The organism is uncultured Leifsonia sp., from assembly GCF_945957465.1.
Lineage (GTDB): Bacteria > Actinomycetota > Actinomycetes > Actinomycetales > Microbacteriaceae > Leifsonia.
On record NZ_CAMFLC010000046.1, the window covers coordinates 1 to 20,640 of the forward strand.

At 69.7% G+C, this 20,640-nt stretch carries 25 protein-coding genes and 1 tRNA gene; 12 read left to right on the top strand and 14 right to left on the bottom strand.

The genetic code is table 11. From position 1 onward, the window contains the following. Positions 1–3 precede the first annotated feature (3 nt). Positions 4–85: transfer RNA gene (locus Q0Q23_RS16255), tRNA-Tyr, on the bottom strand. A 119-nt stretch (positions 86–204) separates the two neighbouring features. On the opposite strand from Q0Q23_RS16255, the gene Q0Q23_RS16260 reads away from it, so the two are divergent. Next, the gene (locus Q0Q23_RS16260; RefSeq protein WP_295126523.1) at positions 205–825 is read left to right on the top strand and encodes an ATP-dependent Clp protease proteolytic subunit; all 621 of its coding nucleotides are present in this window, start codon (positions 205–207) and stop codon (positions 823–825) included. 50 nt (positions 826–875) lie between these two features. On the opposite strand, the gene Q0Q23_RS16265 is transcribed toward Q0Q23_RS16260, so the two are convergent. Further along, on the bottom strand, positions 876–1,205 hold the full coding sequence (locus tag Q0Q23_RS16265; protein WP_295126432.1) for a helix-turn-helix domain-containing protein: 330 nt from the start codon (positions 1,203–1,205) through the stop codon (positions 876–878). Positions 1,206–1,351: 146 nt separating this feature from the next. Here Q0Q23_RS16265 and Q0Q23_RS16270 point away from each other — a divergent pair, with 146 nt between their 5' ends. After that, on the top strand, positions 1,352–1,495 hold the full coding sequence (locus Q0Q23_RS16270) for a hypothetical protein (RefSeq protein ID WP_295126435.1): 144 nt from the start codon (positions 1,352–1,354) through the stop codon (positions 1,493–1,495). Between the two features lie 133 nt (positions 1,496–1,628). Next, on the top strand, positions 1,629–2,117 hold the full coding sequence (locus tag Q0Q23_RS16275) for a YajQ family cyclic di-GMP-binding protein (RefSeq protein ID WP_055920621.1): 489 nt from the start codon (positions 1,629–1,631) through the stop codon (positions 2,115–2,117). On the opposite strand, the gene Q0Q23_RS16280 is transcribed toward Q0Q23_RS16275, so the two are convergent. From Q0Q23_RS16280 to Q0Q23_RS16295, 4 genes are read right to left on the bottom strand one after another with little or no spacing between them, the layout of a single operon-like run. Next, positions 2,029–3,219: an alpha/beta hydrolase gene (locus tag Q0Q23_RS16280; RefSeq protein ID WP_295126441.1), complete on the bottom strand. Its 1,191-nt coding sequence runs from the start codon at positions 3,217–3,219 to the stop codon at positions 2,029–2,031. The genes Q0Q23_RS16275 and Q0Q23_RS16280 overlap by 89 nt on opposite strands. A 38-nt stretch (positions 3,220–3,257) precedes the next feature. Next, a complete protein-coding gene (locus tag Q0Q23_RS16285) occupies positions 3,258–4,640 on the bottom strand; it encodes an FAD-dependent oxidoreductase (protein WP_295126444.1) in 1,383 nt (460 codons plus the stop codon). 18 nt (positions 4,641–4,658) lie between these two features. After that, positions 4,659–5,717, bottom strand: coding sequence for a polyprenyl synthetase family protein (locus tag Q0Q23_RS16290; RefSeq protein ID WP_295126447.1), 1,059 nt, complete (start codon positions 5,715–5,717; stop codon positions 4,659–4,661). A gap of 20 nt (positions 5,718–5,737) precedes the next feature. After that, complete coding sequence (locus Q0Q23_RS16295; protein WP_295126450.1) at positions 5,738–6,991, bottom strand: demethylmenaquinone methyltransferase; 1,254 nt, start codon at positions 6,989–6,991, stop codon at positions 5,738–5,740. Positions 6,992–7,113: 122 nt separating this feature from the next. Between Q0Q23_RS16295 and Q0Q23_RS16300 the strand changes: the two genes are divergently transcribed. Then, complete coding sequence (locus Q0Q23_RS16300) at positions 7,114–8,418, top strand: isochorismate synthase MenF (RefSeq protein WP_295126452.1); 1,305 nt, start codon at positions 7,114–7,116, stop codon at positions 8,416–8,418. Positions 8,419–8,446: 28 nt separating this feature from the next. Here the strand turns inward: Q0Q23_RS16300 and Q0Q23_RS16305 are convergent, their stop codons facing one another. Then, complete coding sequence (locus Q0Q23_RS16305; RefSeq protein WP_295126455.1) at positions 8,447–9,301, bottom strand: PPK2 family polyphosphate kinase; 855 nt, start codon at positions 9,299–9,301, stop codon at positions 8,447–8,449. 40 nt (positions 9,302–9,341) lie between these two features. Beyond that, positions 9,342–11,264: a hypothetical protein gene (locus Q0Q23_RS16310; RefSeq protein WP_295126458.1), complete on the bottom strand. Its 1,923-nt coding sequence runs from the start codon at positions 11,262–11,264 to the stop codon at positions 9,342–9,344. A 104-nt stretch (positions 11,265–11,368) separates the two neighbouring features. Between Q0Q23_RS16310 and Q0Q23_RS16315 the strand changes: the two genes are divergently transcribed. The 3 genes from Q0Q23_RS16315 to Q0Q23_RS16325 all read left to right on the top strand — a co-directional run bounded on the left by Q0Q23_RS16315 (position 11,369) and on the right by Q0Q23_RS16325 (position 13,247). After that, the gene (locus Q0Q23_RS16315) at positions 11,369–11,755 is read left to right on the top strand and encodes a hypothetical protein (protein WP_295126460.1); all 387 of its coding nucleotides are present in this window, start codon (positions 11,369–11,371) and stop codon (positions 11,753–11,755) included. A gap of 92 nt (positions 11,756–11,847) precedes the next feature. Beyond that, positions 11,848–12,546 (top strand): GntR family transcriptional regulator, encoded by a 699-nt coding sequence (locus Q0Q23_RS16320; protein WP_295126463.1) that lies wholly within the window; start codon positions 11,848–11,850, stop codon positions 12,544–12,546. After that, positions 12,546–13,247 carry a GntR family transcriptional regulator gene (locus tag Q0Q23_RS16325; protein ID WP_295126466.1) on the top strand — a complete coding sequence of 234 codons (702 nt, stop codon included), beginning with the start codon at positions 12,546–12,548 and terminating at the stop codon, positions 13,245–13,247. Before Q0Q23_RS16320 ends, Q0Q23_RS16325 begins: the two co-directional genes overlap by 1 nt. A gap of 71 nt (positions 13,248–13,318) precedes the next feature. On the opposite strand, the gene Q0Q23_RS16330 is transcribed toward Q0Q23_RS16325, so the two are convergent. From Q0Q23_RS16330 to Q0Q23_RS16350, 5 genes are all read right to left on the bottom strand, one after another. After that, positions 13,319–13,618 carry a Dabb family protein gene (locus tag Q0Q23_RS16330; RefSeq protein ID WP_295126469.1) on the bottom strand — a complete coding sequence of 100 codons (300 nt, stop codon included), beginning with the start codon at positions 13,616–13,618 and terminating at the stop codon, positions 13,319–13,321. Further along, positions 13,615–13,881 (bottom strand): glutaredoxin family protein, encoded by a 267-nt coding sequence (locus Q0Q23_RS16335; protein WP_295126472.1) that lies wholly within the window; start codon positions 13,879–13,881, stop codon positions 13,615–13,617. Before Q0Q23_RS16335 ends, Q0Q23_RS16330 begins: the two co-directional genes overlap by 4 nt. 79 nt (positions 13,882–13,960) lie before the next feature. Beyond that, on the bottom strand, positions 13,961–14,059 hold the full coding sequence (locus Q0Q23_RS16340) for a 30S ribosomal protein bS22 (protein ID WP_003792170.1): 99 nt from the start codon (positions 14,057–14,059) through the stop codon (positions 13,961–13,963). A 68-nt stretch (positions 14,060–14,127) separates the two neighbouring features. Next, the gene (locus Q0Q23_RS16345; RefSeq protein WP_295126475.1) at positions 14,128–14,358 is read right to left on the bottom strand and encodes a helix-turn-helix domain-containing protein; all 231 of its coding nucleotides are present in this window, start codon (positions 14,356–14,358) and stop codon (positions 14,128–14,130) included. A 78-nt stretch (positions 14,359–14,436) separates the two neighbouring features. Beyond that, the gene (locus Q0Q23_RS16350; RefSeq protein WP_295126478.1) at positions 14,437–14,853 is read right to left on the bottom strand and encodes a helix-turn-helix transcriptional regulator; all 417 of its coding nucleotides are present in this window, start codon (positions 14,851–14,853) and stop codon (positions 14,437–14,439) included. Between the two features lie 66 nt (positions 14,854–14,919). Here Q0Q23_RS16350 and Q0Q23_RS16355 point away from each other — a divergent pair, with 66 nt between their 5' ends. The 3 genes from Q0Q23_RS16355 to Q0Q23_RS16365 all read left to right on the top strand — a co-directional run bounded on the left by Q0Q23_RS16355 (position 14,920) and on the right by Q0Q23_RS16365 (position 18,021). Further along, a complete protein-coding gene (locus Q0Q23_RS16355; protein ID WP_295126481.1) occupies positions 14,920–16,356 on the top strand; it encodes a TrkH family potassium uptake protein in 1,437 nt (478 codons plus the stop codon). Continuing rightward, positions 16,349–17,020, top strand: coding sequence for a TrkA family potassium uptake protein (locus Q0Q23_RS16360; RefSeq protein WP_295126484.1), 672 nt, complete (start codon positions 16,349–16,351; stop codon positions 17,018–17,020). Before Q0Q23_RS16355 ends, Q0Q23_RS16360 begins: the two co-directional genes overlap by 8 nt. A 122-nt stretch (positions 17,021–17,142) precedes the next feature. Continuing rightward, entirely contained in the window at positions 17,143–18,021 is an 879-nt protein-coding gene (locus Q0Q23_RS16365) for a hypothetical protein (protein WP_295126487.1), read from the top strand. A gap of 81 nt (positions 18,022–18,102) precedes the next feature. Here Q0Q23_RS16365 and proC read toward each other — a convergent pair whose 3' ends face one another. Then, positions 18,103–18,957 carry a pyrroline-5-carboxylate reductase gene (proC, locus tag Q0Q23_RS16370; RefSeq protein WP_295126490.1) on the bottom strand — a complete coding sequence of 285 codons (855 nt, stop codon included), beginning with the start codon at positions 18,955–18,957 and terminating at the stop codon, positions 18,103–18,105. 22 nt (positions 18,958–18,979) lie between these two features. Between proC and Q0Q23_RS16375 the strand changes: the two genes are divergently transcribed. Beyond that, positions 18,980–19,942 carry a cation diffusion facilitator family transporter gene (locus tag Q0Q23_RS16375; RefSeq protein ID WP_295126493.1) on the top strand — a complete coding sequence of 321 codons (963 nt, stop codon included), beginning with the start codon at positions 18,980–18,982 and terminating at the stop codon, positions 19,940–19,942. Beyond that, positions 19,939–20,640, top strand: a complete 702-nt coding sequence (locus Q0Q23_RS16380; RefSeq protein WP_295126496.1) for a glutamine amidotransferase — start codon at positions 19,939–19,941, stop codon at positions 20,638–20,640. The genes Q0Q23_RS16375 and Q0Q23_RS16380 overlap by 4 nt, the downstream gene beginning before the upstream one ends.

A 20,640-nucleotide genomic window follows, 5' to 3' on the forward strand; every position in this document is an offset into this window, starting at 1 on the left:
CGGTGGCGAGTGAGGGATTCGAACCCCCGAAGGCTACGCCGGCTGATTTACAGTCAGATCCCTTTGGCCGCTTGGGTAACTCGCCATTCGCGCTCCCGACCACCAGTCAGCTGTTGACCGAAGGCGCCATGTAAGGATACTCGGCGCGCGCCGTCTCACGAAATCGGCACGGCCCCGCCAGGCGTCGCCGTCTGCCTGCCGCGAATTCGCACTCGGCAGAACCGCGCGACAACCGGATGCACGCGGTCGCAGGATGGCGCCATGACCACTCCCGACACCATGTCCCCTGTCCAGCGGCTGCTCGAGGAGCGCATCGTGTTCCTCGGCAGCGAAGTGAACGACGAGTCGGCCGGCGAGGTCTGCGCGCAGCTCCTGCTGCTGGACTCGATCGCCTCCGACCGCGACATCTATCTCTACATCAATTCGCCGGGCGGCTCCATCACCGCGGGCTTCGCGATCTACGACACCATGAACTTCGTCAAGGCCGACGTTGCGACGGTCGCACTCGGCTTCGCCGCCTCGATGGGCCAGTTCCTCCTGTCGTCGGGCGCGCCGGGCAAGCGCTACGCCCTCCCCAACTCGTCGGTCGTGATGCACCAGCCCCACGGCGGCTTCGGCGGCACGAGTGCGGACATCCAGACCCAGGCCAAGCAGATCCTCCACTTCAAGCGGCGGATGGCGGAGCTGACCAGTCAGCAGACCGGGAAGAGCGTCGAGCAGATCGTGGAGGACGGCGATCGCGACCGCTGGTTCACCGCCGACGAGGCTCGTGACTACGGGTTCGTCGACGAAGTCATCGGGTCGACGCGCGCGCTGGCGGGCTGAGCGACCCGAGGACGGGCGGCCGTCCGACGCCCGAAGCCGTCGGGCCGTCGTCAGGCGGCCAGCAGGACGGCGTGCGTGCTCTCGACGGCCTCGGGCGAGGCAGCCGCCTCAGCAGTGGAGTGCACCCGCTCCGGAAGCAGGCTCAGCACCTCGACGCGGGCGAACTCCGCCACGACCTGCGAGAGCAGCTCGCTCTCGGTCACGTCGAGGACTCGGCACAGGGCGGCCAGGATCTCCGACGACGCCTCCTTGCGGCCGCGCTCGATCTCCGAGAGGTACGGCACGCTGATGCGGGAGCTCTCCGAGAGCTCACGCAGGGTGGCGCCGCGCTCGGTCCGCAGCCGGCGGAGCACCGAGCCGATCGCGTGCCGCATCAACATGTGTGAAGCCTAAGCCGACCCCCATCGTCCACGCCCTGCGGGTTCCGCGATTCCGCCCACAGCAGAATCGCGGGCTCCTGCCTCCACTTCGCGACACACCCGCTCGCCTGACCCGGATGTCGGTGGCCTGGCGCACAATCGTCGGCATGAGGACGTTGGAGATTTGCGAACGGTGCGACGGAACCGGGGCCGACCCCGCGCAGCACAGCGAAGAGATCACCGTCTGTGTGGAGTGCGGCGGCGACGGCTGCCACGTCACCTACTACGTCGAGCTGCAGCAGACGGCCTGAGGGCGACGGGCGCGAGACCGCTCTGAGCTGACACGGGTCCGCGCCGGGTGCGTGTCCCGGACCGCCCGTAGACTGGAGTCCGTTCGGCGGCGCCGCCCGCTCGCCGGAATCCGCACGCGGGAAGGACAGAATCGTGGCAGACTCCTCGTTCGACGTCGTCAGCAAGGTCGACAAGATGGAGGCGGACAACGCCGTCAACCAGGCCCGCAAAGAGGTCGAGCAGCGCTACGACTTCAAGAACGTCGGCGCCTCGGTCGAGTGGAGCGGTGAGAAGGTACTGCTCAAGGCCAACACCGAGGAGCGCGTGAAAGCCGTGCTCGAGGTGGTCGAGTCCAAGTTCATCAAGCGCGGGATCACGCTCAAGTCGCTCGACACCGGCAAGCCGTATCCGTCGGGCAAAGAGTTCCGCATCGAGGTGGGGCTCAAGAACGGCATCGAGCAGGACGCCGCGAAGAAGATCAACAAGCTGATCCGCGACGAGGCGCCCAAGAGCGTCAAGTCGCAGATCCAGGGCGACGAACTGCGCGTGAGTTCTAAGAGCCGGGACGACCTCCAGGCGACGATGGCCCTGTTGAAGGGGGCCGACCTGGATGTGGCCCTGCAGTTCGTGAACTTCCGCTGACGGGCCCCCTGCCACCGAGCGGTCCTCTCCCTCCGCGCGGGCGGCTCCCGCTGAGCGCGCCGCGCAGCCACCGGGCCACCTCTCCGTAGGCCACCTCGCGCGCCTCCTGCCGGGACAGGAAGACATCGTGCAGCGCGCCCTCGATGCGTGCGACCGTCACGGTCGGTGCGAGTTTCAGGGCGCGGATGGCGATGTCCTGCACGAGGAGCACGACGTCGGAGCCGAGCATGTCGTCCGTCCAGTACGGCAGCAGCGTCGAGCGCGCCGACAGCAGCGTGAGCACCGGCACGTCGATCGAGAGCCCGGCGGCGACGCGCGTGTGCCCGGCGAGCACGGCGGTGAGCCAGGCCGGGTGCACCGGGAACCCCCGGACGGGCCGCCACGTCAGGTCGTAGTCCCACTCGCCGTCGAGCGTCCGCGAAACCGAGCGTGTGTAGAAGCCGAGATCGACGTTCGGCATCGCCGCCTTCGGGTCGAGGCGCGCGTGAAGGTCGATGAACGGGCTGATCATCGTCCGCCCGATCGAGTGCGCCTGGAACTCCAGCCACGGGCTGTTCAGGACGACCGCAGCCGCGCGCCCCGGATGGCGATCGGCCCAGAGGCTCAGCGTGAGGCCTCCCGTCGAGTGGCCCATCAGAATCAGCCGGCGGCGGGGAGGGCGCGGAGGCCGCGGCGGGCGCGGCGGACCCCCACGGCCCGGCTCGCTCGGCGCATCCTCGCCTCGATCGCCGTGGCCCATCGCCTCGAGCGCTGCTTCGATGTCCTCGTCGTAGGTGTCGAGGGAGTCGACGAAGCCGGGCGTCTGCCCGGCGCGCAGGCTGCGGCCGTACTTGCGCAGGTCGAGCGCGAAGAACCGCGCGCCCTGGTCGTGCCAGAACCGGGCCAGCTCGGTCTGGAAGAAGTAGTCCGACCAGCCGTGCACGTACAGCACGTCCGTCTCGTCGGCCGGGTGGCCCGGTCGCAGGTCGGCGAGCCGCGGCCACGGCTCGTAGCGCACGAGCGTCGCCACGACCTCACCCTCCGCGTCGGGTGCCAGCGCGAGCGTCGCCTGCTGGAACCCGGGTCCGAGGACGTCGGGACGCCATTCGACGGGAGTGCTCATGGCACCAGCGTGCCAGATGCGACCGCGGGACGGCAGGTCTACTCGGAGGCGCCGACCTCCACCGCAGCGCCGTTGGACACCCGGACCATCTCGTCGCGCGGCACGACCTTGATGCGGGCGCGACCGCGTTCGGCGCCGAGCGCCTGCTCGTGCTCGTCCAGGTTGTGCCAACCGTCCAGGTTCGTGTATTCCACACCCCGTTCGCGGAGCAGGTTCTCCACGGATTCTTCGGACGGGTCGGCGGGAGACCACCAGTTGCCCTGATCGTTGATCACATGTTTGATCGTCTCCATCGCATCCGACTTGGTGTGACCGATGAGGCCGACCGGCCCGCGTTTGATCCACCCCGTCGCGTACACGCCGTACATCCGCTCGTTGTCGCCCTTGCGCAGCACCTGGCCCTCGTGGTTCGGGATGATGCCGTGCTTCTTGTCGAACGGGATCCCGGGCAGCGGAGACCCGAAGTACCCGACCGCGCGATAGATCGCCTGGATCTCGAGCTCGCGGATCTCCCCGGTGCCGCGCACACCGCCCTCGCCGTCGGAAGCGGTGCGCTCATAGCGGATCGCCCGGACGTGGCCGTTGTCGTCCGCAAGCAACTCCAGCGGTTTGGCGTAGAAGTGCAGGTGCAGGCGGCGGGAGGCCGACCCGACCTCCCGCTGCCGCCACTGCTGCAGCACGCGGTCGATCACCATGACCTGCTTGTTGCTGGCGATCGCGGCCTTCGACTGCTCGTCGTAGTCGAAGTCCTCGTCGTAGAGGATCATGTCGACGTCGCGCAACTCACCGAGCTCCCGCAGTTCCAGGGGCGTGAACTTCACCTGCGCCGGTCCGCGGCGACCGAACACGTGCACATCCGTGACCGGGGAGTTCTTGAGGATCTCGTAGACGTTGTCCGGGATCTCCGTGGGCAGCAGATCGTCGGCGTGCTTGGCCAGGATGCGCGAGACGTCGAGGGCGACGTTGCCGTTGCCGATCACGGCGACCGACTTCGCCTCGAGCGGCCAGGTGCGGGGGACGTCGGGGTGGCCGTCGAACCAGCTGACGAAGTCGGCGGCGCCGTACGAGCCTTCGAGCTCGACGCCCGGGATGTCGAGCGCCGCGTCGTGGACGGCGCCGGTGGCGAAGATGACCGCGTTGTAGTGCCGCTTGAGGTCGTCGAGCGTGATGTCGACCCCGTAGGTCACATTGCCGAAGATGCGGATGTCACCGCGGTCGAGCACCTCGCGCAGTGCGGTGATGATGCCCTTGATCCGCGGGTGGTCGGGCGCGACTCCATAGCGCACGAGGCCGTACGGGGCGGGCAGCGACTCGAAGAGGTCGATCGACACCTCGAAGCCTCGCTCGGCCTTGAGCAGGATGTCCGCGGCGTAGATTCCGGCCGGGCCGGCACCGACGATCGCCAGTCGCAGTTTGGTCATGCGTTGATTCCTTCTTGCTCAGCTGGAGCGTTCGACGATGGTGTCCGCGAACCGCACCAGCGCCTTCTTGACTGCGCCGTCGGGCAGTGGCGCCAGCGCGTCCACCGCCTCCCTGGCCCAGCGGTGCGCCTCCTCGAGGGTCTGCGCCGTCACCTCGTGCTCGCGCAGCGCGGCGATCGCGGCCGTCGCCTCAGGGCTCACCTCGCCCTCCTCCGCGGTGCCGATGACGTCGCGCTCGAGGCGCTCCAGCAGAGCCCGGGCCTCCGGGTCGGCGTCCGCACGCTCGCGCAGCCGCAGCACCGGGAGGGTGGCCACACCCGCGCGGAGATCGTTGCCGGGGGTCTTTCCGGTCTCGGCGACGCCCGTCGACGACAGATCGATGACGTCGTCGATGAGCTGGAACGCGACGCCGATCTTCTCGCCGAACGTGACGACGGGCGTCTCGTAGGCGGGGTCGGCGTTCGAGAAGACCACACCCATCTGACCCGCCACGGCGATCAGCGAGCCGGTCTTGTCCTGGAGGACGCGGATGTAGTGGGCGACGGGATCTTCGCCGTCCTGGGGACCGATGGTCTCGTGGAGCTGGCCGAGGCACAGACGCTCGAAGGTGTCGGCCTGGAGCTGGATGGCGCGCTCGCCCAGCGCCGAGACCAGCTTGCTGGCGCGCGCGAACAGGAGGTCCCCCGTGAGCACCGCGACTGAGTTGCCCCAGACGAACTGGGCCGTCGGGACTCCACGCCGCATCTGCGAATCGTCCATGACGTCGTCGTGATAGAGCGAGGCGAGATGCGTGATCTCGACCGCCTGGGCGGCCTGCAGCACCTCCGGCGTGTTCCCCTTGCCGAGCTGTGCGGTCAGCAAGGTCAGCATCGGCCGCACGCGCTTGCCCCCCGCTTCGAGGAGGTAGCGGGTGGTGACGTCGGCCAGGTTGTCCGCGAACCGCATCTCGCGGTGCAGCGCGTCCTCGACCAGCGCGAGGCCGTCGTCGACCGCCGTGGCGACCTGTCGGTCCTCACCCCGGACGAAGATCCGCTCGGTGAGCCCGAGTTGACTGGTCAGGGACGCGGGACGCCGCACCGCCGGAACGCTTCGTGGCACTACTCCCCCTCGGATGGGATGGCGGACGGTGAGTCTTCGGAGGCGACGCGTCGCTCGGATTGCGGCCCGACCGCCGACGTCTTGGACGTGCGCTCGGCCGACCTTGCGGTGGGCGCCTTCGTCTCGGGGCTTCCAGCGGCCTTCGAGGCGGATCGCGGGGAAGGGGACGGCTTGGCCGCGGCGGGCTTCGCCCCCGACGGCTTGGCCGCGGCGGGCTTCGCCGCCGACGACTTGGCGGTGCTGGGCTTCGCCGAGGGCTTCCCGCCCGTCGACTTCGTCGCGCCGGGCGCGGAAGCCGCCGCACGGTCACCGGTCTTTCCCGCGCTCGACTTCGCCCCCGCGGGCTTCTCGGCGGCCGGCTTGGACGGGCGGGACGGCGATCCCTCGGCGTTCGGCGAGGTGCGCTTCGGAGCCGCCGTTCGCTTCGTCGGCGCGTCCGCCGGCCCGGCGGTCGCGGCGGTCGCGGCCGACTCGTTCGCGGCGGCCTCCGAGACCTCCGTGGCGGCCGTCGCGGAAGAGGGCGCGCTCACGGGAGCGGCGGCGTGAGCTGTCAGCGGCTTCCAGCCGCGGTGCAGCGCAACGATCCCGGCCGTCAGGTTGCGCCACGCGACGCGCTCGAAGCCGGCCTCCCGCATCCACGCGGCGAGCGCGGGCTGGCTCGGCCACGCCTCGATCGACTCCATCAGGTACTCGTACGCGGCCGGGTTGGAACTCGCCACGCGAGCGAGCACCGGCATCCCGAACCGCAGATACGCGCTGTAGCCCGCGCGCACGGGCGCGAGCGGCGGGCGGGAGAACTCGCAGACGACCACGCGTCCGCCCGGCTTGGTGACACGGTAGAACTCGGCGAGCGCTGCACGCGGATCGACGATGTTGCGGAGGCCGAACGAGATCGTCACGGCGTCGAACGTGTCGTCGTCGAACGGCAGGGCCGTCGCGTCCGCCTGCACGAAACTGATGAACGGGTTGGCGGCCTGGCGCTGCCTGCCGACCTCGATCATCCCGTGCGAGAAGTCGGCGGCCACCACGCTGGCGCCGTTGCGGGCGAGGGAGGCGCTGGAGGTTCCGGTGCCGGCCGCGACGTCGAGAATGGTCTCCCCGGCACGGGGCGCGACGGCTCGCGTCGTCGCCACCCGCCAGAGTGTCGCATTGCCCATCGAGAGGACCGTGTTGGTCCGGTCGTAGTGCGTCGACACCTCGTCGAACATGGCGGCGACCTGGGCGGGCTGCTTGCTGAGGTCGGCCTTACTCACCCCACCAGCTTAGGCTGCGCCGTGATGCGCTGCATTCCACGCCCGCGCGCTACACCGTTTGCAGAGTCGATGTCCAGCCTGCGCGCATCCGGCGCCCAGCGGGCCGGGCGTAGGCTGGTCCGGTGACAGCACCCTCGACCACCCGCCGGGTGACGGGCGTGACGGCGCTCTCGGTCGAGACGACCCCCCTCGACGACGTCCGGCATCTCGTCCCCTTCCTCGACTCCCGCCGACCGCTCGTGTGGATCCGCAAGGGCGAGGGGATCGCCGGTATCGGCGAGGCGCTTCGGCTCGAGTTCCGCGGGCCGGAACGCATCCGCGAGGCGGCGGAGGCCTGGCGCGAGACGGTCCGCGCCGCGACGGTGAGCGACGACGTGCACACGCCGGGAACGGGCCTGGTCGCGTTCGGCACGTTCGCCTTCGACGACGAGAGCACCGCAACCAGTGTGCTGATCGTTCCGGAGGTCGTGCTCGGGCGGCGCGGCGGGCGCAGCTGGATCACGCGGATCCGGCGCGACGGCGACACAGCCGCCACGGCCGCACCCCGACGCCCCGGGCATCCGGTCGCGCCGAGCGACGATCTCCCCCGCCCGATCGCGTTCGGCGACGAGTACCGGCTGAGCCTGCTCCCCGCCGGTCTCGACGAGAGCGGATACGAGGCGGCCGTCGCGACGGCGGTGGCGAAGATCCGCGAGAACGACCTGTCGAAGGTCGTGCTGGCACGCGAGCTCTCCGGCCACCTGCCGCTCGAGTCCGACGTGCGACGCGCCCTGGTCGAGCTCGCGCTCGGCTACCCGGACTGCTGGACCTTCGCCGTCGACGGTCTCGTCGGCTCGTCGCCCGAGACGCTGGTGCGCGTGCACCACGGCACGGTCACGGCGCGCGTGCTCGCCGGGACGCGGTCGCGCGGACGCGACGCCGCGAGCGACCACGAGTCGGCCATGTCGCTCGCCGCATCCGTCAAAGACCAGGACGAGCACCGGTTCGCCGTGACGAGCGTCCTCGACGCGCTCCGCCCGCACAGCGCCGACCTGGCCGCAAGCGATCTGCCGTTCACCCTCAAACTGCCGAACCTCTGGCACCTCGCCACCGATATCGCGGGCACCCTGAGCGACGGAGCGAGTTCGCTCGACCTCGCGGACGCGCTGCATCCGACTGCGGCCGTCGCCGGCACGCCCACGCGCGACGCGGTGGCTCTCATCCGCGAGCTCGAGCCGTTCGACCGGGGCCGCTACGCCGGCCCGGTCGGCTGGGTCGGCGGCGACGGCGACGGCGAGTGGGCGATCGCGCTGCGCTGCGCCCAGCTCGACGACACCGGAGACCTCACCGCCTATGCCGGTGCGGGCATCGTGGCCGACTCCGACCCGGCGACGGAGTATGCGGAGACGACCATGAAGTTCCGACCCATCGTCGAGGCGTTCGGCTGAATCGCCGGCGCCCGGCAACCGGCGCAGCTCACGAGGCCGCGAGCCTGGCGCTCTCCACTTCGAGGTCGTAGTCGGGCTCGGGCCACTCCAGCCCCAGCTCCTCCAGCGCGTGGATGAGCAGGTGCTGCACCGCCAGCCGTGCGTACCACTTGCGGTCGGCCGGGACCACGTACCAGGGCGCGTATGCCGTCGAGGTGCGGTCGAACACCAGCTGATAGGCGTCCTGGTACGACTCCCACAGCAGGCGCTCGTCGATATCGCTCGGCGTGTACTTCCACTGCTTGTCCGGCCTGTGCAGACGCGAGGCGAGCCGTTCCTTCTGCTCGTCCTTGCTCAGATGCAGCATCACCTTGACGATCGTGGTACCCGACTCCGCGAGTTCCAGCTCGAACCGATTGATCGCGTCATAGCGGCTCTCGACCTCCTCGTCAGGCACGAGGTTGCGCACTCGCGCGATCAGCACGTCCTCGTAGTGCGAACGATCGAAGACGCCGACCTCGCCGGAGCCCGGCACGTGCTTCCAGATCCGCCAGAGGAAGTCGTGGGCGAGCTCCTCCTGCGTCGGCTTCTTGAACCCCGCATACCGGACGCCGCCGAGGTTCATCTGCCCGACGACGTGCGTGACGATCCCGCCCTTGCCCGCCGTGTCCATCGCCTGCAGCACCAGCAGCACGCTGCGCCTCTCGCCCAGAGTTCCCGCCGCGAACAGCCGCTCCTGCAGTTCGGCGAGGATCGCGGCTCCGTCACTGAGCGCCTGCTCGCCGTCCTGCCTGTCGCCGCCGAAGCCCGGGGTGGAGCGCGGGTCCTGGTCCGCGAGTCGGAAACCCTCCCCCACGCGCAGCAGCGGATCCGGATCTTCCGCCCAATACTTCTCGCGTCCCACGTGGCCTCCTCGCTCGGGTCGCACCATCGTACGGCGTCGCTCACACCCCGGCGAGGTCCAGGACCGGATCGAACGCGTCCGGCCGGTGCAGCAGCACCCGCGTCTTCACGCCGTCGGGGAACAACCGGGCGACGTCGGCCGCGCTGGCCCGGTCGTCCACGGTCACGTCGATCGTCTCGCGCCAGCGCCCGTCCGGCATCCGCTGCAACGTCGCCTCCCAGATCAGCCCCGGGGTGGCGCGCGCCTGGAGCCGCAGATGGATGCCGACGCCGCGGCGGCGCCCGAGCAGCGACAGCAGCCCGCGGTAGATCGCCGCTCGGCGGGTGGGGGCCAGCCACGGATCGAGGGTGCGCACCAGGACGTCCGCGCTCCACAGGACGGTCGTGGCGAGACCGCCGCGCGACTGGTAGACATCGACGGCGTAGACACCCGGCAGCCGGCGCACCGTCTGCCGCAGGGCGTCCTTCGTGATGCCCTCCTCCACGGTGCTGTGCAGGTAGAACGGCACGGCAGCACGAGCCGGCAGGCCCCCGGTGCGCAGCGCCGAGCGGTCGTGCACCGTCTGCCCTCCGCCGAAGTACGGGCGCAGCTCGGCGAGGAGCGCGGCCACGGCCGTTCCCGGCGGATCGTTCGCGATGGCGCCGGCGGTGTCCGCGTACGCGATCGCCTGATGCAGTGCGCCCAGCCGGAACCCCGGCGTCAGCGCCGGTCCCGCCTTGACGGTGACGAGCACCTCGGGTCCGTCGAGGTCGAGCTCGACCGGGTTCTCCCTGCCGTCGATGCGCGGCACCAGATCGAGCACGTGCTCGATGGCCAGCGTGCGGACTCCCGCGGGGATCGGCAGGCGTCCGAGCGGCGAACCGGCGACGACCAGGTGCGTCACGGTGAACCCGGCGGCGTGTGCGCGCACCGCGACCTGCGCCGCGACCATGCCGCCGAGGCTGAACCCGGCGAGCAGGACCGGTTCGCCAGGGGCGATCCCGGCCTCCCGCATCGTCGCGAGCGCCGCACGTGTGATCGTGGCTTCGTGCTCGGCACCGATCACGAGGTCCGCCGTCAGGTCGTTCGGGGCGACCCCGGGCCGTGGATGCCACGACTTCGTGCTCGGGAACTGCACGATCCAGTGCCGGACGCCCTCGTGCTCCCGCTCGACCAGGCGGATCACCGCGGTGTCGATGCGTTCGTCGAGGTCGGGGTCGCAGAGGTCGTCGATCTCGCGCTGGCTGAGCAGGAGGTCGCGCAATGTGTGCACCGAGCGGCGGCGCATCGCACCCGCCGCCAGGCCGGGACGGCCGAGCGGGTCCGGAGACGGCCCGAGCTCCAGCCCGAGCAGGCCGGCGGGCACGTCGACCAGCCCGGGGCTGGGCGTGTAGTCATCGCCCGCGTCGGCATCGTCCCACCAGCGCAGGAAGTCGTGCAGCAGCGGGAACCGCTGCTGCAGGAGGTCGTCGTAGCCGAGCAACACCACGTCGTGGCCGTCGCGCAGCCACCCGCGCCTGCGCCCGAGCGCGACCGCCTTGCGCAGGAGCGCCGGGAGCGTGAACACCGCGAAGTACGGCCTCGCGCGCCAGCGCGGCAGCACGATGCCCACCACGCCGATCAGCAGCGCGACCGGAGCGAGCAGCCACCCCGCCACCCGCGCGACGCCCCCGGTGAGGCGCGGGACCAGCGACAGGTACAGTGCGCTCAGTGTGGTCCGGCGCGCCCGCCGCCGGCGCGGAGCGGGCACCGGGAACGGATATGGCGCCCGCCTGCCGCGCTGGCTCGCGTACCACGCCCACTCGGCCGCCGACGCGAGGAGGCTGCCCACCAGCGCGACGACCGCCACCGCGATCCCGGCCGCCACGAGCAGCAGCCCGATCGCGAGCGCGAGCGGGATGCCGACGACGAACCCCAGCGTGAGCGCTGTCCAGCCCGCGGCCGACCGTCCCCGCCAGAGGTGCGGGGGCAGCTGGCTCAGCATGCCGTCAGCCTAACGGCGACCCCCGTCGTCGCCCGTGCGCATTGCCGTCTAGCCAGACACGCCGCTCCCCCGCTACCGTGTGGCGCAATCGAGAGGAGCTCGTCGTGAACGGATTCTGGAACTTCTTCTGGTTGATCTTCTGGGCTTTCGCCTTCGTCGCCTATCTGATGGTCCTCTTCACGATCCTGGTCGACCTGTTCCGCGACGAGAAGCTCAACGGCTGGTGGAAGGCCGTCTGGGTGATCTTCCTGATCTTCGTCCCCTGGCTGACCGCGCTGGTGTACCTGATCGCGCGCGGTCGCGGCATGGCCGAGCGCAACTCCCGTTCGCGCGAGACCGTCCCGGAGGACACCGACTACTACACGCACCCGACGCCCTCGGCGACGCCCGCGGCCGACATCCAGCAGGCGCAGGACCTTCTCGACAAGGGCGTCATCAACCAGAACGAGTTCGACGCGCTCAAGGCGAAGGCCCTGGGAAACCGCTTCTAGTCGCCTTCCCCCGCGCCCGGCGCGCGACACGCCACCCGAAACCCATGACACGATGGACTTGAATCCGACGCGGGTGGATGTAATATTCATGTATGCCTGTACCCATTGCTGAAGCCGTCAGTCCCCGGCGGCTCATCCGCGACGAAGTCTTCATCCGTCTGCTCGACGCCATCGTCGACGGGGACCTCACTCCGGGCGAACAGCTCTACGACGCTGAGATCGAGAAATGGGTCGGGGTCTCGCGCACACCCGTCCGCGAAGCGCTCAACCAGCTGGCCGCCATGGGACTCGTCGAGATCATGCCCCAGAAGCGCACCAGGGTCACCCCGATCGACCCCGTGCGGCTGCGCGCGCTGATCGACACCGTCAGCAGCCTCATGACCGGCGTAGTCCGAGATGCCACGCCTCTCCTCACCGATGAGGACAAGGAGAAGCTCAGGGCGTTCAAGGACCGCGTGGGAGACGGCAGCGGGATGGCCGAACTGGTCCGCGAGCGCGTGCTCAGCGACGGCTTCATCAACGTCTTCCTGCGCCGTCTCGACAACCGCACGATCGCCAAGCTCTTCACGCGCCACCTGCCGGAGGTCCGCCGTGCGCTGATCGCCGCGCCGCCCTCGTCGGGCGCGTTCGTCGCGGGCGCGCCGCACGCGAAGGCCGCGGTGGACGCCGCTGTCGCCGGCAACGGCGCCGAGGCGGCCGCTGCCGTCGCCGAATTCTGGACCAAGGGCCTCGTCACCGTCGTCGACGAGTTCGCCACGAAGGCCGCACCCACTGCGAAGGAGAGCCGCTGATGCCGCTTCCCGTGAAAGACTCCGCTCCGGTCGAACGCCAGCTGCTGCGCGACGTCGTCTACAACCGTCTCTACGAAGGCATCCTCGACGGCACGCTCGAGCCGGGCGAGACGCTCCTCGACGAGAAGCTCACCGCCTGGCTCGGCGTCTCCCGCACGCCGATCCGCGAGGCCCTCATGAAGCTCGCCGACATCGGCCTGGTCGAGATGGCGCCGAACCGTTACACGCGGGTCGCCCCCATCGACCTGCGCGCCATCGACGAGGCCATCTACACCACGGGCCTGCTGCACGAGTACGCGGCGCGCACCTCGGTGCCGACGCTCGACAGCGCGGCGCTCAGCCGTCAGGACAAGGCGCTCAAGGAGATCCGGAAGGCCGCGAAGTCGAGCAGCCTCCCGGCGCTCGGCCGCGCGCTCAACGACTTCTTCCTCGAGTTCGAGCGCAACAGCGACAACGCTGTCCTGCTCTCGATCAGCGAGGGGCTGGGCCCGCAGGTGCTCCGCTACATCGCGGTGTGGAAGCAGCCGTTCGCGACGGACGACCTGCCCGGTCGGGTCGCGGAGATCCTGGAAGCGGCGAAGGCTCACGACGCCACGACGGCCGGCGACCTCGTTCGCGACCTCTACGCGTCGTCCCTGACGCAGTTCCTCGCCGACTACCGTCGCACCGACGAAGAGATCGACGAGAGCCCGGTCGTCTGACCGACAGTCCGACACGTGCCCCGCGCCCGCAGGCGTCGGGCACGTGTCGTCTCCGGCCGTGGCGGCCGGAATCAGTACTCGGCGTCGACCGCCGCCCGTCCCGAGACGACCGAGCGGATGTACGCCGCCACCTTCTCGTGATCGGGATGCACGACGTAGCGCTGCAGGGCCGCCTCGTCGGCGAAGTCGCTGACCAGCACCACGTCGAACTCGTTGGCCGGCAGCGAGTTCAGGCCGACCTCGAAGCGCAGGATCTCGGGGATCACGGCCGGGAGCGACTCCAGACCGGCCTTGATCCGTGCCGCCTGATCGGCTCGCTCGGCGTCCTCCGTCGAGGCGAGCTTCCACATGACGACGTGACGCAGGGTCAACGTTCCTCCTCCAGCAGGGCGGTTCGCAGACGCGTCGGGTCGACGCGCCAGTAGGTGTGCTGCCGGCCCTCGATCAGCACGACGGGGATGTCCTCCACATACCGCTCGTGGAGGTCAGCATCGTCGAGGATGCTGCGCTCGACGACCTCCACGGCGGGCGCGTGGTCGGGCAGGTCCGCGATCACCGAGCGGATCACCTGACGTGCATCGTCGCAGAGATGGCATCCGGGCTTGCCGATGAGCGTGACGTGGACGGTGGGCACGACACAAGCCTAGACGTCATGCAGACAGCAGAAAGCGCCGACCCTCGCGGATCGGCGCTCGAGCAGCAGACGCTGAGGCCTACTTCTTGTTGCGACGCTGGTGGCGCGTCTTGCGAAGAAGCTTGCGGTGCTTCTTCTTCGCCATACGCTTGCGACGCTTCTTGATAACGGAACCCACGTAGACCTCACAAAGTTAGGGGTTTGCCGCGGGAAACGCGGCGACACAAGCAGCCAGTCTACCCGACTTCAGGCCGAGTCCGCGACGCCGCCCTCGAGCTGGGGCGCCACACTCTTCAGCGCCTGCGCCACGGCGGACTCCGGAACCCGGAACGAGCGGCCGAAACGGATGGCCGGGAGCTCACCGGCGTGCACCAGCCGGTAGACGGTCATGCGGGAGACGCGCATCATGTCGGCCACTTCGGCGACCGTCAGGAAGCGCACATCCCGTAGGGCGTTCGAGCCCCCTTCGTGAACCATGCGGTGTCCCTCTCCTGCCCGTCATCGTACTCGGGTCGTGACGACGGGGAACTAGGGAACTCTAGCCGCTCGGAGGGGTCAGTCTCTACGCCATATCTTCGGCGTGACGCGCTCGACGCGGCGGCGCGTGTCGGCGAGCACCTTGCCGACCGTGCTCGCGAACTCGCGGGTCTCCTCCGCCAGTTGGGCGGAGTACGCCGAGAGGTCGACGTCGGAGGCCGTGAACGGGATCACCCAGTCCTCCACCGCCTCCAGCGGGGCGGGGTCGAGCCGGTAGTAGCGGTGCTGGCCCTCTTCGCGCACCGAGACCAGCGACGCCTCGCGCAGCACCTTCAGATGCTTGGAGACGGTCGGCTGGCTCAGCTCGAGGGTGGCCACGATCTCCGAGACCGAGATCTCGCCGGCGGGGCGCGAGTCATCCGAGTTGCGGTCGAGCAGCACCCTGAGGATGTCGCGCCGAGTCGGGTCGGCGATCACGTCGAAGATGTCGGCCATTGCACCAGGCTAGTCGTACGGATGGCGGAGTACCATGTCCGAAGCTGTCGGTGGGAGGAACGGACGATGCGCACGACGCAGGCGGCCCGGCGGGGGTCCACGGCCGCAGGGGGGCGCGCTCGCGCGGCGTTCAACGCCTTCGCGCAGCGGAGCCCTTCACGGTTCGCGATCCTGGTCTTCCTGCTCCTGATCCTGGTCTTCACGCTACTGTTCTCGCTCCCGATCTCGTCGGCCGCGGGCACCTGGACCGGCCTCGCCGACTCGCTGTTCACGGCCGTCTCCGTCATCTGCGTGACCGGTCTGGCGACGGTCGACATGGCGACGCACTGGTCGATGTTCGGGCACCTGCTCGTCTACATCGGCGTGCAGGTCGGCGCGGTGGGCGTGCTCACGATGGCGAGCATCCTCGGCCTCGTCATCTCGCGGCGCCTCGGTCTGCGGGCCAAGCTCATGGCGGCCAGCGACAGCAACCCGCAGCGCATCCACGCCGGACCGGTGGCCGAGGGGCAGGCTGTGCGTCTCGGCGACGTGGGCAAGCTGCTGCGGACGGTCGCGATCAGCCTCGTGGTCATCGAAGGTGGCGTCGCGCTCCTGCTCCTCCCGCGCGTGCTCGTGGCCGGGATGGACGTGGGCAGCTCGCTCTGGGAGAGCCTCTACTACGCCGCGATGGCGTTCACGAACACCGGCTTCTCGCCCAACGCGGAGGGGCTCACGCCGTTCGCGGAGGACTACTGGTTCCTCGGGGCGCTCATGATCGGCGTCTTCCTGGGCGCGATCGGCTTCCCGGTCATCTTGGCGATCGCCTCCAATCTGCGCAGCCGGCGCAAACGCTGGTCGATCCATGTGCGCCTCACCCTGCTGACCTCGGTCATCCTCCTGGTGGCCGGGGCCGTGCTCTATATGGTGCTCGAATACGACAACCCCAAGACGTTCGGCCGGCTCGACGCCGGTCACACGGTGTTCCAGTCGTTCTTCCTCTCGACGATGGCGCGATCGGGAGGCTTCTCGACCATCCCGATCGCCGACCTGCACGGTTCGAGCCTGCTCGTCACCGACATGCTGATGTTCATCGGAGGCGGCTCGGCCTCCACGGCGGGCGGCATCAAGGTGACGACGCTGGCGGTGCTGTTCCTCGCCGCGTTCGCGGAGGCGCGCGGGGTGGAGTCGATGGACGCGTTCAAGCGCCGCATCCCGATCGACGTGCTGCGGCTGTCGGTTGCGGTGGCGCTGTGGGGGGCGACGATCGTCGCCGTGGCGAGCATCCTGATCCTGCAGATCACCAAGGCGCCGCTCGACCACGTGCTCTTCGACGTGATCTCGGCTTTCGCGACGTGCGGGCTCTCGACCGGCCTCACCGAGAAGCTCCCGGACGCGGGCGTCTACGTGATGGCCGCCACGATGATCTGCGGCCGCGTTGGTACAGTGACACTCGCCGCAGCGCTGGCGCAGAGCCAGCGCAAGCAGCTCTACCAGAACCCCGAGGAGAGGCCGCTCGTTGGTTGACCGGATCAAGCACAACGCTCCCGTTCTGGTGATCGGGCTGGGCCGGTTCGGTGCGGCGACGGCCGGGCAGCTCGACCGCCTGGGCCGGGAGGTCCTGGCGATCGACACCGACGCGGCACTGGTTCAGAAGTGGGCCGACCGGGTCACGCACACCGTGCAGGCCGACGCCCGCTCGATCGAGACGCTGCGGCAGATCGGCGCGGAGGACTTCTCGATCGCCGTCGTCGCCGTCGGGTCGTCCATCGAGGCCAGCGTGCTCATCACGGCCAACCTGGTCGACCTCCATGTGCCGCAGATCTGGGCGAAGGCGATCTCGCAGTCGCACGGCAAGATCCTGGAGCGAATCGGTGCCAACCACGTGATCTACCCGGAGGCCGAAGCGGGCGAGCGCGTGGCGCACCTGGTGTCGGGCAGGATGCTCGACTTCATCGAGTTCGACGACGATTTCGCGCTGGTCAAGATGTATCCGCCCAAGCCGATCCGCGGCGTCCGGCTCTCGGATTCGGGCGTGCGCAGCCGCCACAACATCACGGTCGTGGGCGTCAAGAGCCCCGGCAAGCCCTTCACGTACGCGACCGCCGACACCGTCGTCTCCGACCACGACCTCATCATCGTGTCCGGCGCCTCCTCCGACATCGAACGCTTCGCCGCCCTCGATTCCTGACCGACCGCCGAGTACGCGAACTATCCGCGTAGTCGGCTGTTTCTGACCGATTTTGCGCGTACTCGACTGCCGGGCTGCGGATAAGTTCTGCGGGGTTTCGCGCTTTGCGGTTGGGTGAGCGGATGGATGGGTTCAGGTCGCGGGATGCGCTCGCGGAGGGAATGTCGCGCTGGGAACTGTGCGACGGGCGGTACGCCGCGCCGTTCCACGGAATGCGCACACGGCGGACGCCGGCGGATCATCTCGAGCTCTGCCGGGCGGCGATGGTCGTGCTACCCGAGCACGCCGCCGTTTCGCATCGCTCGGCCGCCATCGTGCACGGCTTTCCGCTGCCGTCGCACGCAGCGCCCGATCTGGTGGATGTCAGCGTGTTCGCGCCGCATCGTTCGCCGCGTCTGCGCGGTGTGCGCTCCCACCAACTGACACCGACCGGGCAGCGCGTGGTCACCGTTCAGGGCCTGCGTCTGCTGTCTCCCGAGGACACATGGGTGCACCTGGGCAGCATGCTCGGGCACCCCGATCTGGTCGCGGCCGGAGACTATGTGATCACCGGGACGGAGCCGTACGACGGCGGAACGCCTCCCGCGACCAAGTCGCAGCTCGACGCCGCGCTCGGACGACACGGAAGGCATCGCGGTGTCACCAACCTTCGTGCCGCGTCCGAGCGGATCCGGTACGGCTCCCTCTCACCGCGCGAGTCCCGGCTGCGGCTGGCATTGGAAGACGCCGGGCTGCCTTCTCCTGAGCTGAACCACCGCATCGCGGGACCGAACGGGCGCGCCGCCGCCATGATCGACCTCGCCTATCCCGCGTCCAAGGTGGCGATCGAATACCTCGGCGACCATCACCGCGCGACTCCTTCCGCCTATCGCAAGGACATCGCACGTCGCGAGTGGCTCGTCGATCAGGGCTGGGACGTACTCTTCGTCACCGCAGGCGACTCGTCGCTCTCCGTCGCCTCGCGAGTCCGCGCCGCTCTCCGCCGATCTCTCAGCCGCTGAGCAGCACCCGAATACGCGGATAATCTACGTACTCGACTGTTTCTGACCGATTATGCGCGTACTCGACGAGCCGGGCGTGCGTCAGTCGGCGGGCGCGGCGAGCTCGCGGGCGCGGGCGAGCGCGGCGTCGGTGGCGCGGGTGAAGAGGGCGGGGAGGTCGGCGGCGGCGAGGACCTCGATGGCCCGCTCCGTGGTGCCCTTGGGGCTGGTGACGCGGCGGCGGAGCTCGGCCGGGTCCTCACCGGAGGCCACGAGCAGCTCGGACGCGCCCAGGAAGGTGCCGTTGACGAGCGTTCGCGCCTGCTCCGGAGTGAAGCCCTTCTCGATCGCGGCGGCGGTCAGCGCCTCCACCAGGTAGAAGACGTACGCAGGCCCGGAGCCGGAGATGGTGCTGAGCGCATCCAGCTGCGACTCGGGCACCTCGACCACCTCGCCGACGGTCTCGAACAGCGACCGGACCAGGTCCAGGTCGGACGGCTCGGTGCGGGTCCCCCGGCTGATCCCGGTGACGGCCTTGCCCACGATCGCCGGAGTGTTCGGCATCGACCGCACGACGACGACGGTCTCGGGCAGCAGCGACTCGAACGTGGCGATGGTCACACCGGCGGCCACGCTGACGACGATCGCTCCGGGAGTCAGCGACGACGCGATCTCGCGCAGCAGCTCGGGCACCATCGCGGGCTTCACCGCCACGACCACGATGGCGGCGCCGTCGACCGCGAGCCGGTTCGCGGCTCCGTCCGTCTCGGTCGCGAATGCCGTCACGCCGGGGATGCCGGCCAGCTCGGCCGCGCGCGCGGCGGAGCGGTTGGTGACGCGGATGCCTCCCGTCACCTCCACACCCGGCGCGGTCAGCCCCGAGAGGATGGCGCGGCCCATCGAGCCCGCGCCGAGCATCGCGATCGTGGGCAGCGTGACGTTCTGCGTGTCGGTCATGGGGCCATCCTAGGATGAGGGCATGAGCGCAGAAGGCGGTACCAGGGCGATCGTGGCGGCCTTCGCGGCCAACCTCGGCATCGCCCTGACGAAGTTCATCGCCTGGGCGTTCTCCGGCTCCTCCTCGATGCTGGCGGAGGGCGTGCACTCGGTCGCCGACTCCGGCAACCAGCTGCTCCTCCTGCTCGGCGGTCGCCAGGCGAAGAAGAAGGCCGACAAGGAGCACCCCTTCGGCTACGGCCGGGAACGCTACGTGTATGCGTTCGTCGTCTCGATCATCCTGTTCTCCGTCGGCGGCGTCTTCTCGCTCTACGAAGGTGTGGAGAAGCTCACCCATCCCCACCCCCTGGAGAACTGGTGGCTGCCCCTCCTGGTGCTGTTCATCGCGATCGGCCTGGAGTCGTTCTCGCTCCGCACCGCGGTGCACGAGTCGAACCCGCTGCGCAGGGGGATGTCGTGGCCGCAGTTCATCCGCCGCGCCAAGGCCCCCGAGCTGCCGGTGGTGCTGCTGGAGGACGTGGCGGCGCTCACCGGTCTGGTCTTCGCGCTCATCGGCGTCGGCCTCACGATCCTCACCGGCGACGGCGTCTGGGACGGCATCGGCACCGTCCTGATCGGCCTCCTGCTCGTCGCCGTGGCGATCATCCTCGGAATCGAGACCAAGAGCCTTCTGGTGGGCGAGGGCGCGTCCGACGCCGACGTCGCCGCGATCGAGCGCGCGATCCTCGCCGGCGATGAGACCGAGCGCATCATCCACATGCGCACGCTGTACCTCGGGCCGGACGAGCTGCTCGTCGGCGCCAAGCTCGCACTCGCCGGCAGCCGGCCGCTGGCCGAGGTCGCGGCCGCGATCGACACCATCGAGCGGCGCATCAGGGAGGCCGTCCCGGTCGCCCGCGTGATCTACATCGAGCCGGACGTCTGGGTCGACCCGAACGAGCAGCATCCCGCCACCGACACCATCGTCATCAAAGGACTCGAGTGACCCGCACCGCCCTGATCCTGCAGCACGACCCGTCCATCCACCTCGGCAACATCGGCCCGGTCCTCACCGAGCACGGCTACGACCTCCGCATCGTGGACGTCACGACCGAGGACGTCGCCGCGATCGACCCGGCCGCGGCCGACCTCGTCGTCGTGCTGGGCGGGGAGATGGGCGCCTATCAGACCGAGCAGTTCCCGTTCCTCGCGGCCGAGCAGGCGCTGCTGCGTTCTCGACTCGACGCCGAGCTCCCCACGCTGGGCGTCTGCCTGGGCGCGCAGCTGATGGCGGGAGCCCTCGGCGAGCGCGTCTACAAAGGCGAAACCACCCAGATCGGTTTCCGCCGTGTCGAGCCGACGGACGCGGGCGCCGCCTCGCCGATCCGGCACTTCGCCGGCGTGCCGGTGGTGGAGTGGCACGGCGACACGTTCGAGCTTCCGGAACGGGCGACCCGGCTGGCGTCGTCGAGCGACTACTCCAACGAGGCCTTCGCGATCGGCGATTTCGCGCTCGCGGTGCAGTTCCACCCCGAAGTGACCGACGAGATGCACGAACAGTGGGTCGCAGAGGGATACAACGAGCTCGACGAGCACGCGATCGACCCGGAGGCACTGCGCGAGGACCGCGCGCTGTACTCGGCCCGGATGCAGGAGGCCTCCCGCGCCGCCTTCTCGGAGTGGCTGGAGCAGCTCCCGGCCTGA

Excerpts from the sequence above, each read along its gene's own strand:
- Q0Q23_RS16265 (WP_295126432.1), bottom strand. The coding sequence starts at position 1,205 with ATGTTGATGCGGCACGCGATCGGCTCGGTGCTCCGCCGGCTGCGGACC.
- Q0Q23_RS16270 (WP_295126435.1), top strand. The coding sequence starts at position 1,352 with ATGAGGACGTTGGAGATTTGCGAACGGTGCGACGGAACCGGGGCCGAC.
- Q0Q23_RS16280 (WP_295126441.1), bottom strand. The coding sequence starts at position 3,219 with ATGAGCACTCCCGTCGAATGGCGTCCCGACGTCCTCGGACCCGGGTTC.
- Q0Q23_RS16285 (WP_295126444.1), bottom strand. The coding sequence starts at position 4,640 with ATGACCAAACTGCGACTGGCGATCGTCGGTGCCGGCCCGGCCGGAATC.
- Q0Q23_RS16310 (WP_295126458.1), bottom strand. The coding sequence starts at position 11,264 with ATGCTGAGCCAGCTGCCCCCGCACCTCTGGCGGGGACGGTCGGCCGCG.
- Q0Q23_RS16320 (WP_295126463.1), top strand. The coding sequence starts at position 11,848 with ATGCCTGTACCCATTGCTGAAGCCGTCAGTCCCCGGCGGCTCATCCGC.
- Q0Q23_RS16325 (WP_295126466.1), top strand. The coding sequence starts at position 12,546 with ATGCCGCTTCCCGTGAAAGACTCCGCTCCGGTCGAACGCCAGCTGCTG.
- Q0Q23_RS16345 (WP_295126475.1), bottom strand. The coding sequence starts at position 14,358 with ATGGTTCACGAAGGGGGCTCGAACGCCCTACGGGATGTGCGCTTCCTG.
- Q0Q23_RS16350 (WP_295126478.1), bottom strand. The coding sequence starts at position 14,853 with ATGGCCGACATCTTCGACGTGATCGCCGACCCGACTCGGCGCGACATC.
- Q0Q23_RS16355 (WP_295126481.1), top strand. The coding sequence starts at position 14,920 with ATGCGCACGACGCAGGCGGCCCGGCGGGGGTCCACGGCCGCAGGGGGG.
- Q0Q23_RS16365 (WP_295126487.1), top strand. The coding sequence starts at position 17,143 with ATGGATGGGTTCAGGTCGCGGGATGCGCTCGCGGAGGGAATGTCGCGC.
- proC (WP_295126490.1), bottom strand. The coding sequence starts at position 18,957 with ATGACCGACACGCAGAACGTCACGCTGCCCACGATCGCGATGCTCGGC.
- Q0Q23_RS16375 (WP_295126493.1), top strand. The coding sequence starts at position 18,980 with ATGAGCGCAGAAGGCGGTACCAGGGCGATCGTGGCGGCCTTCGCGGCC.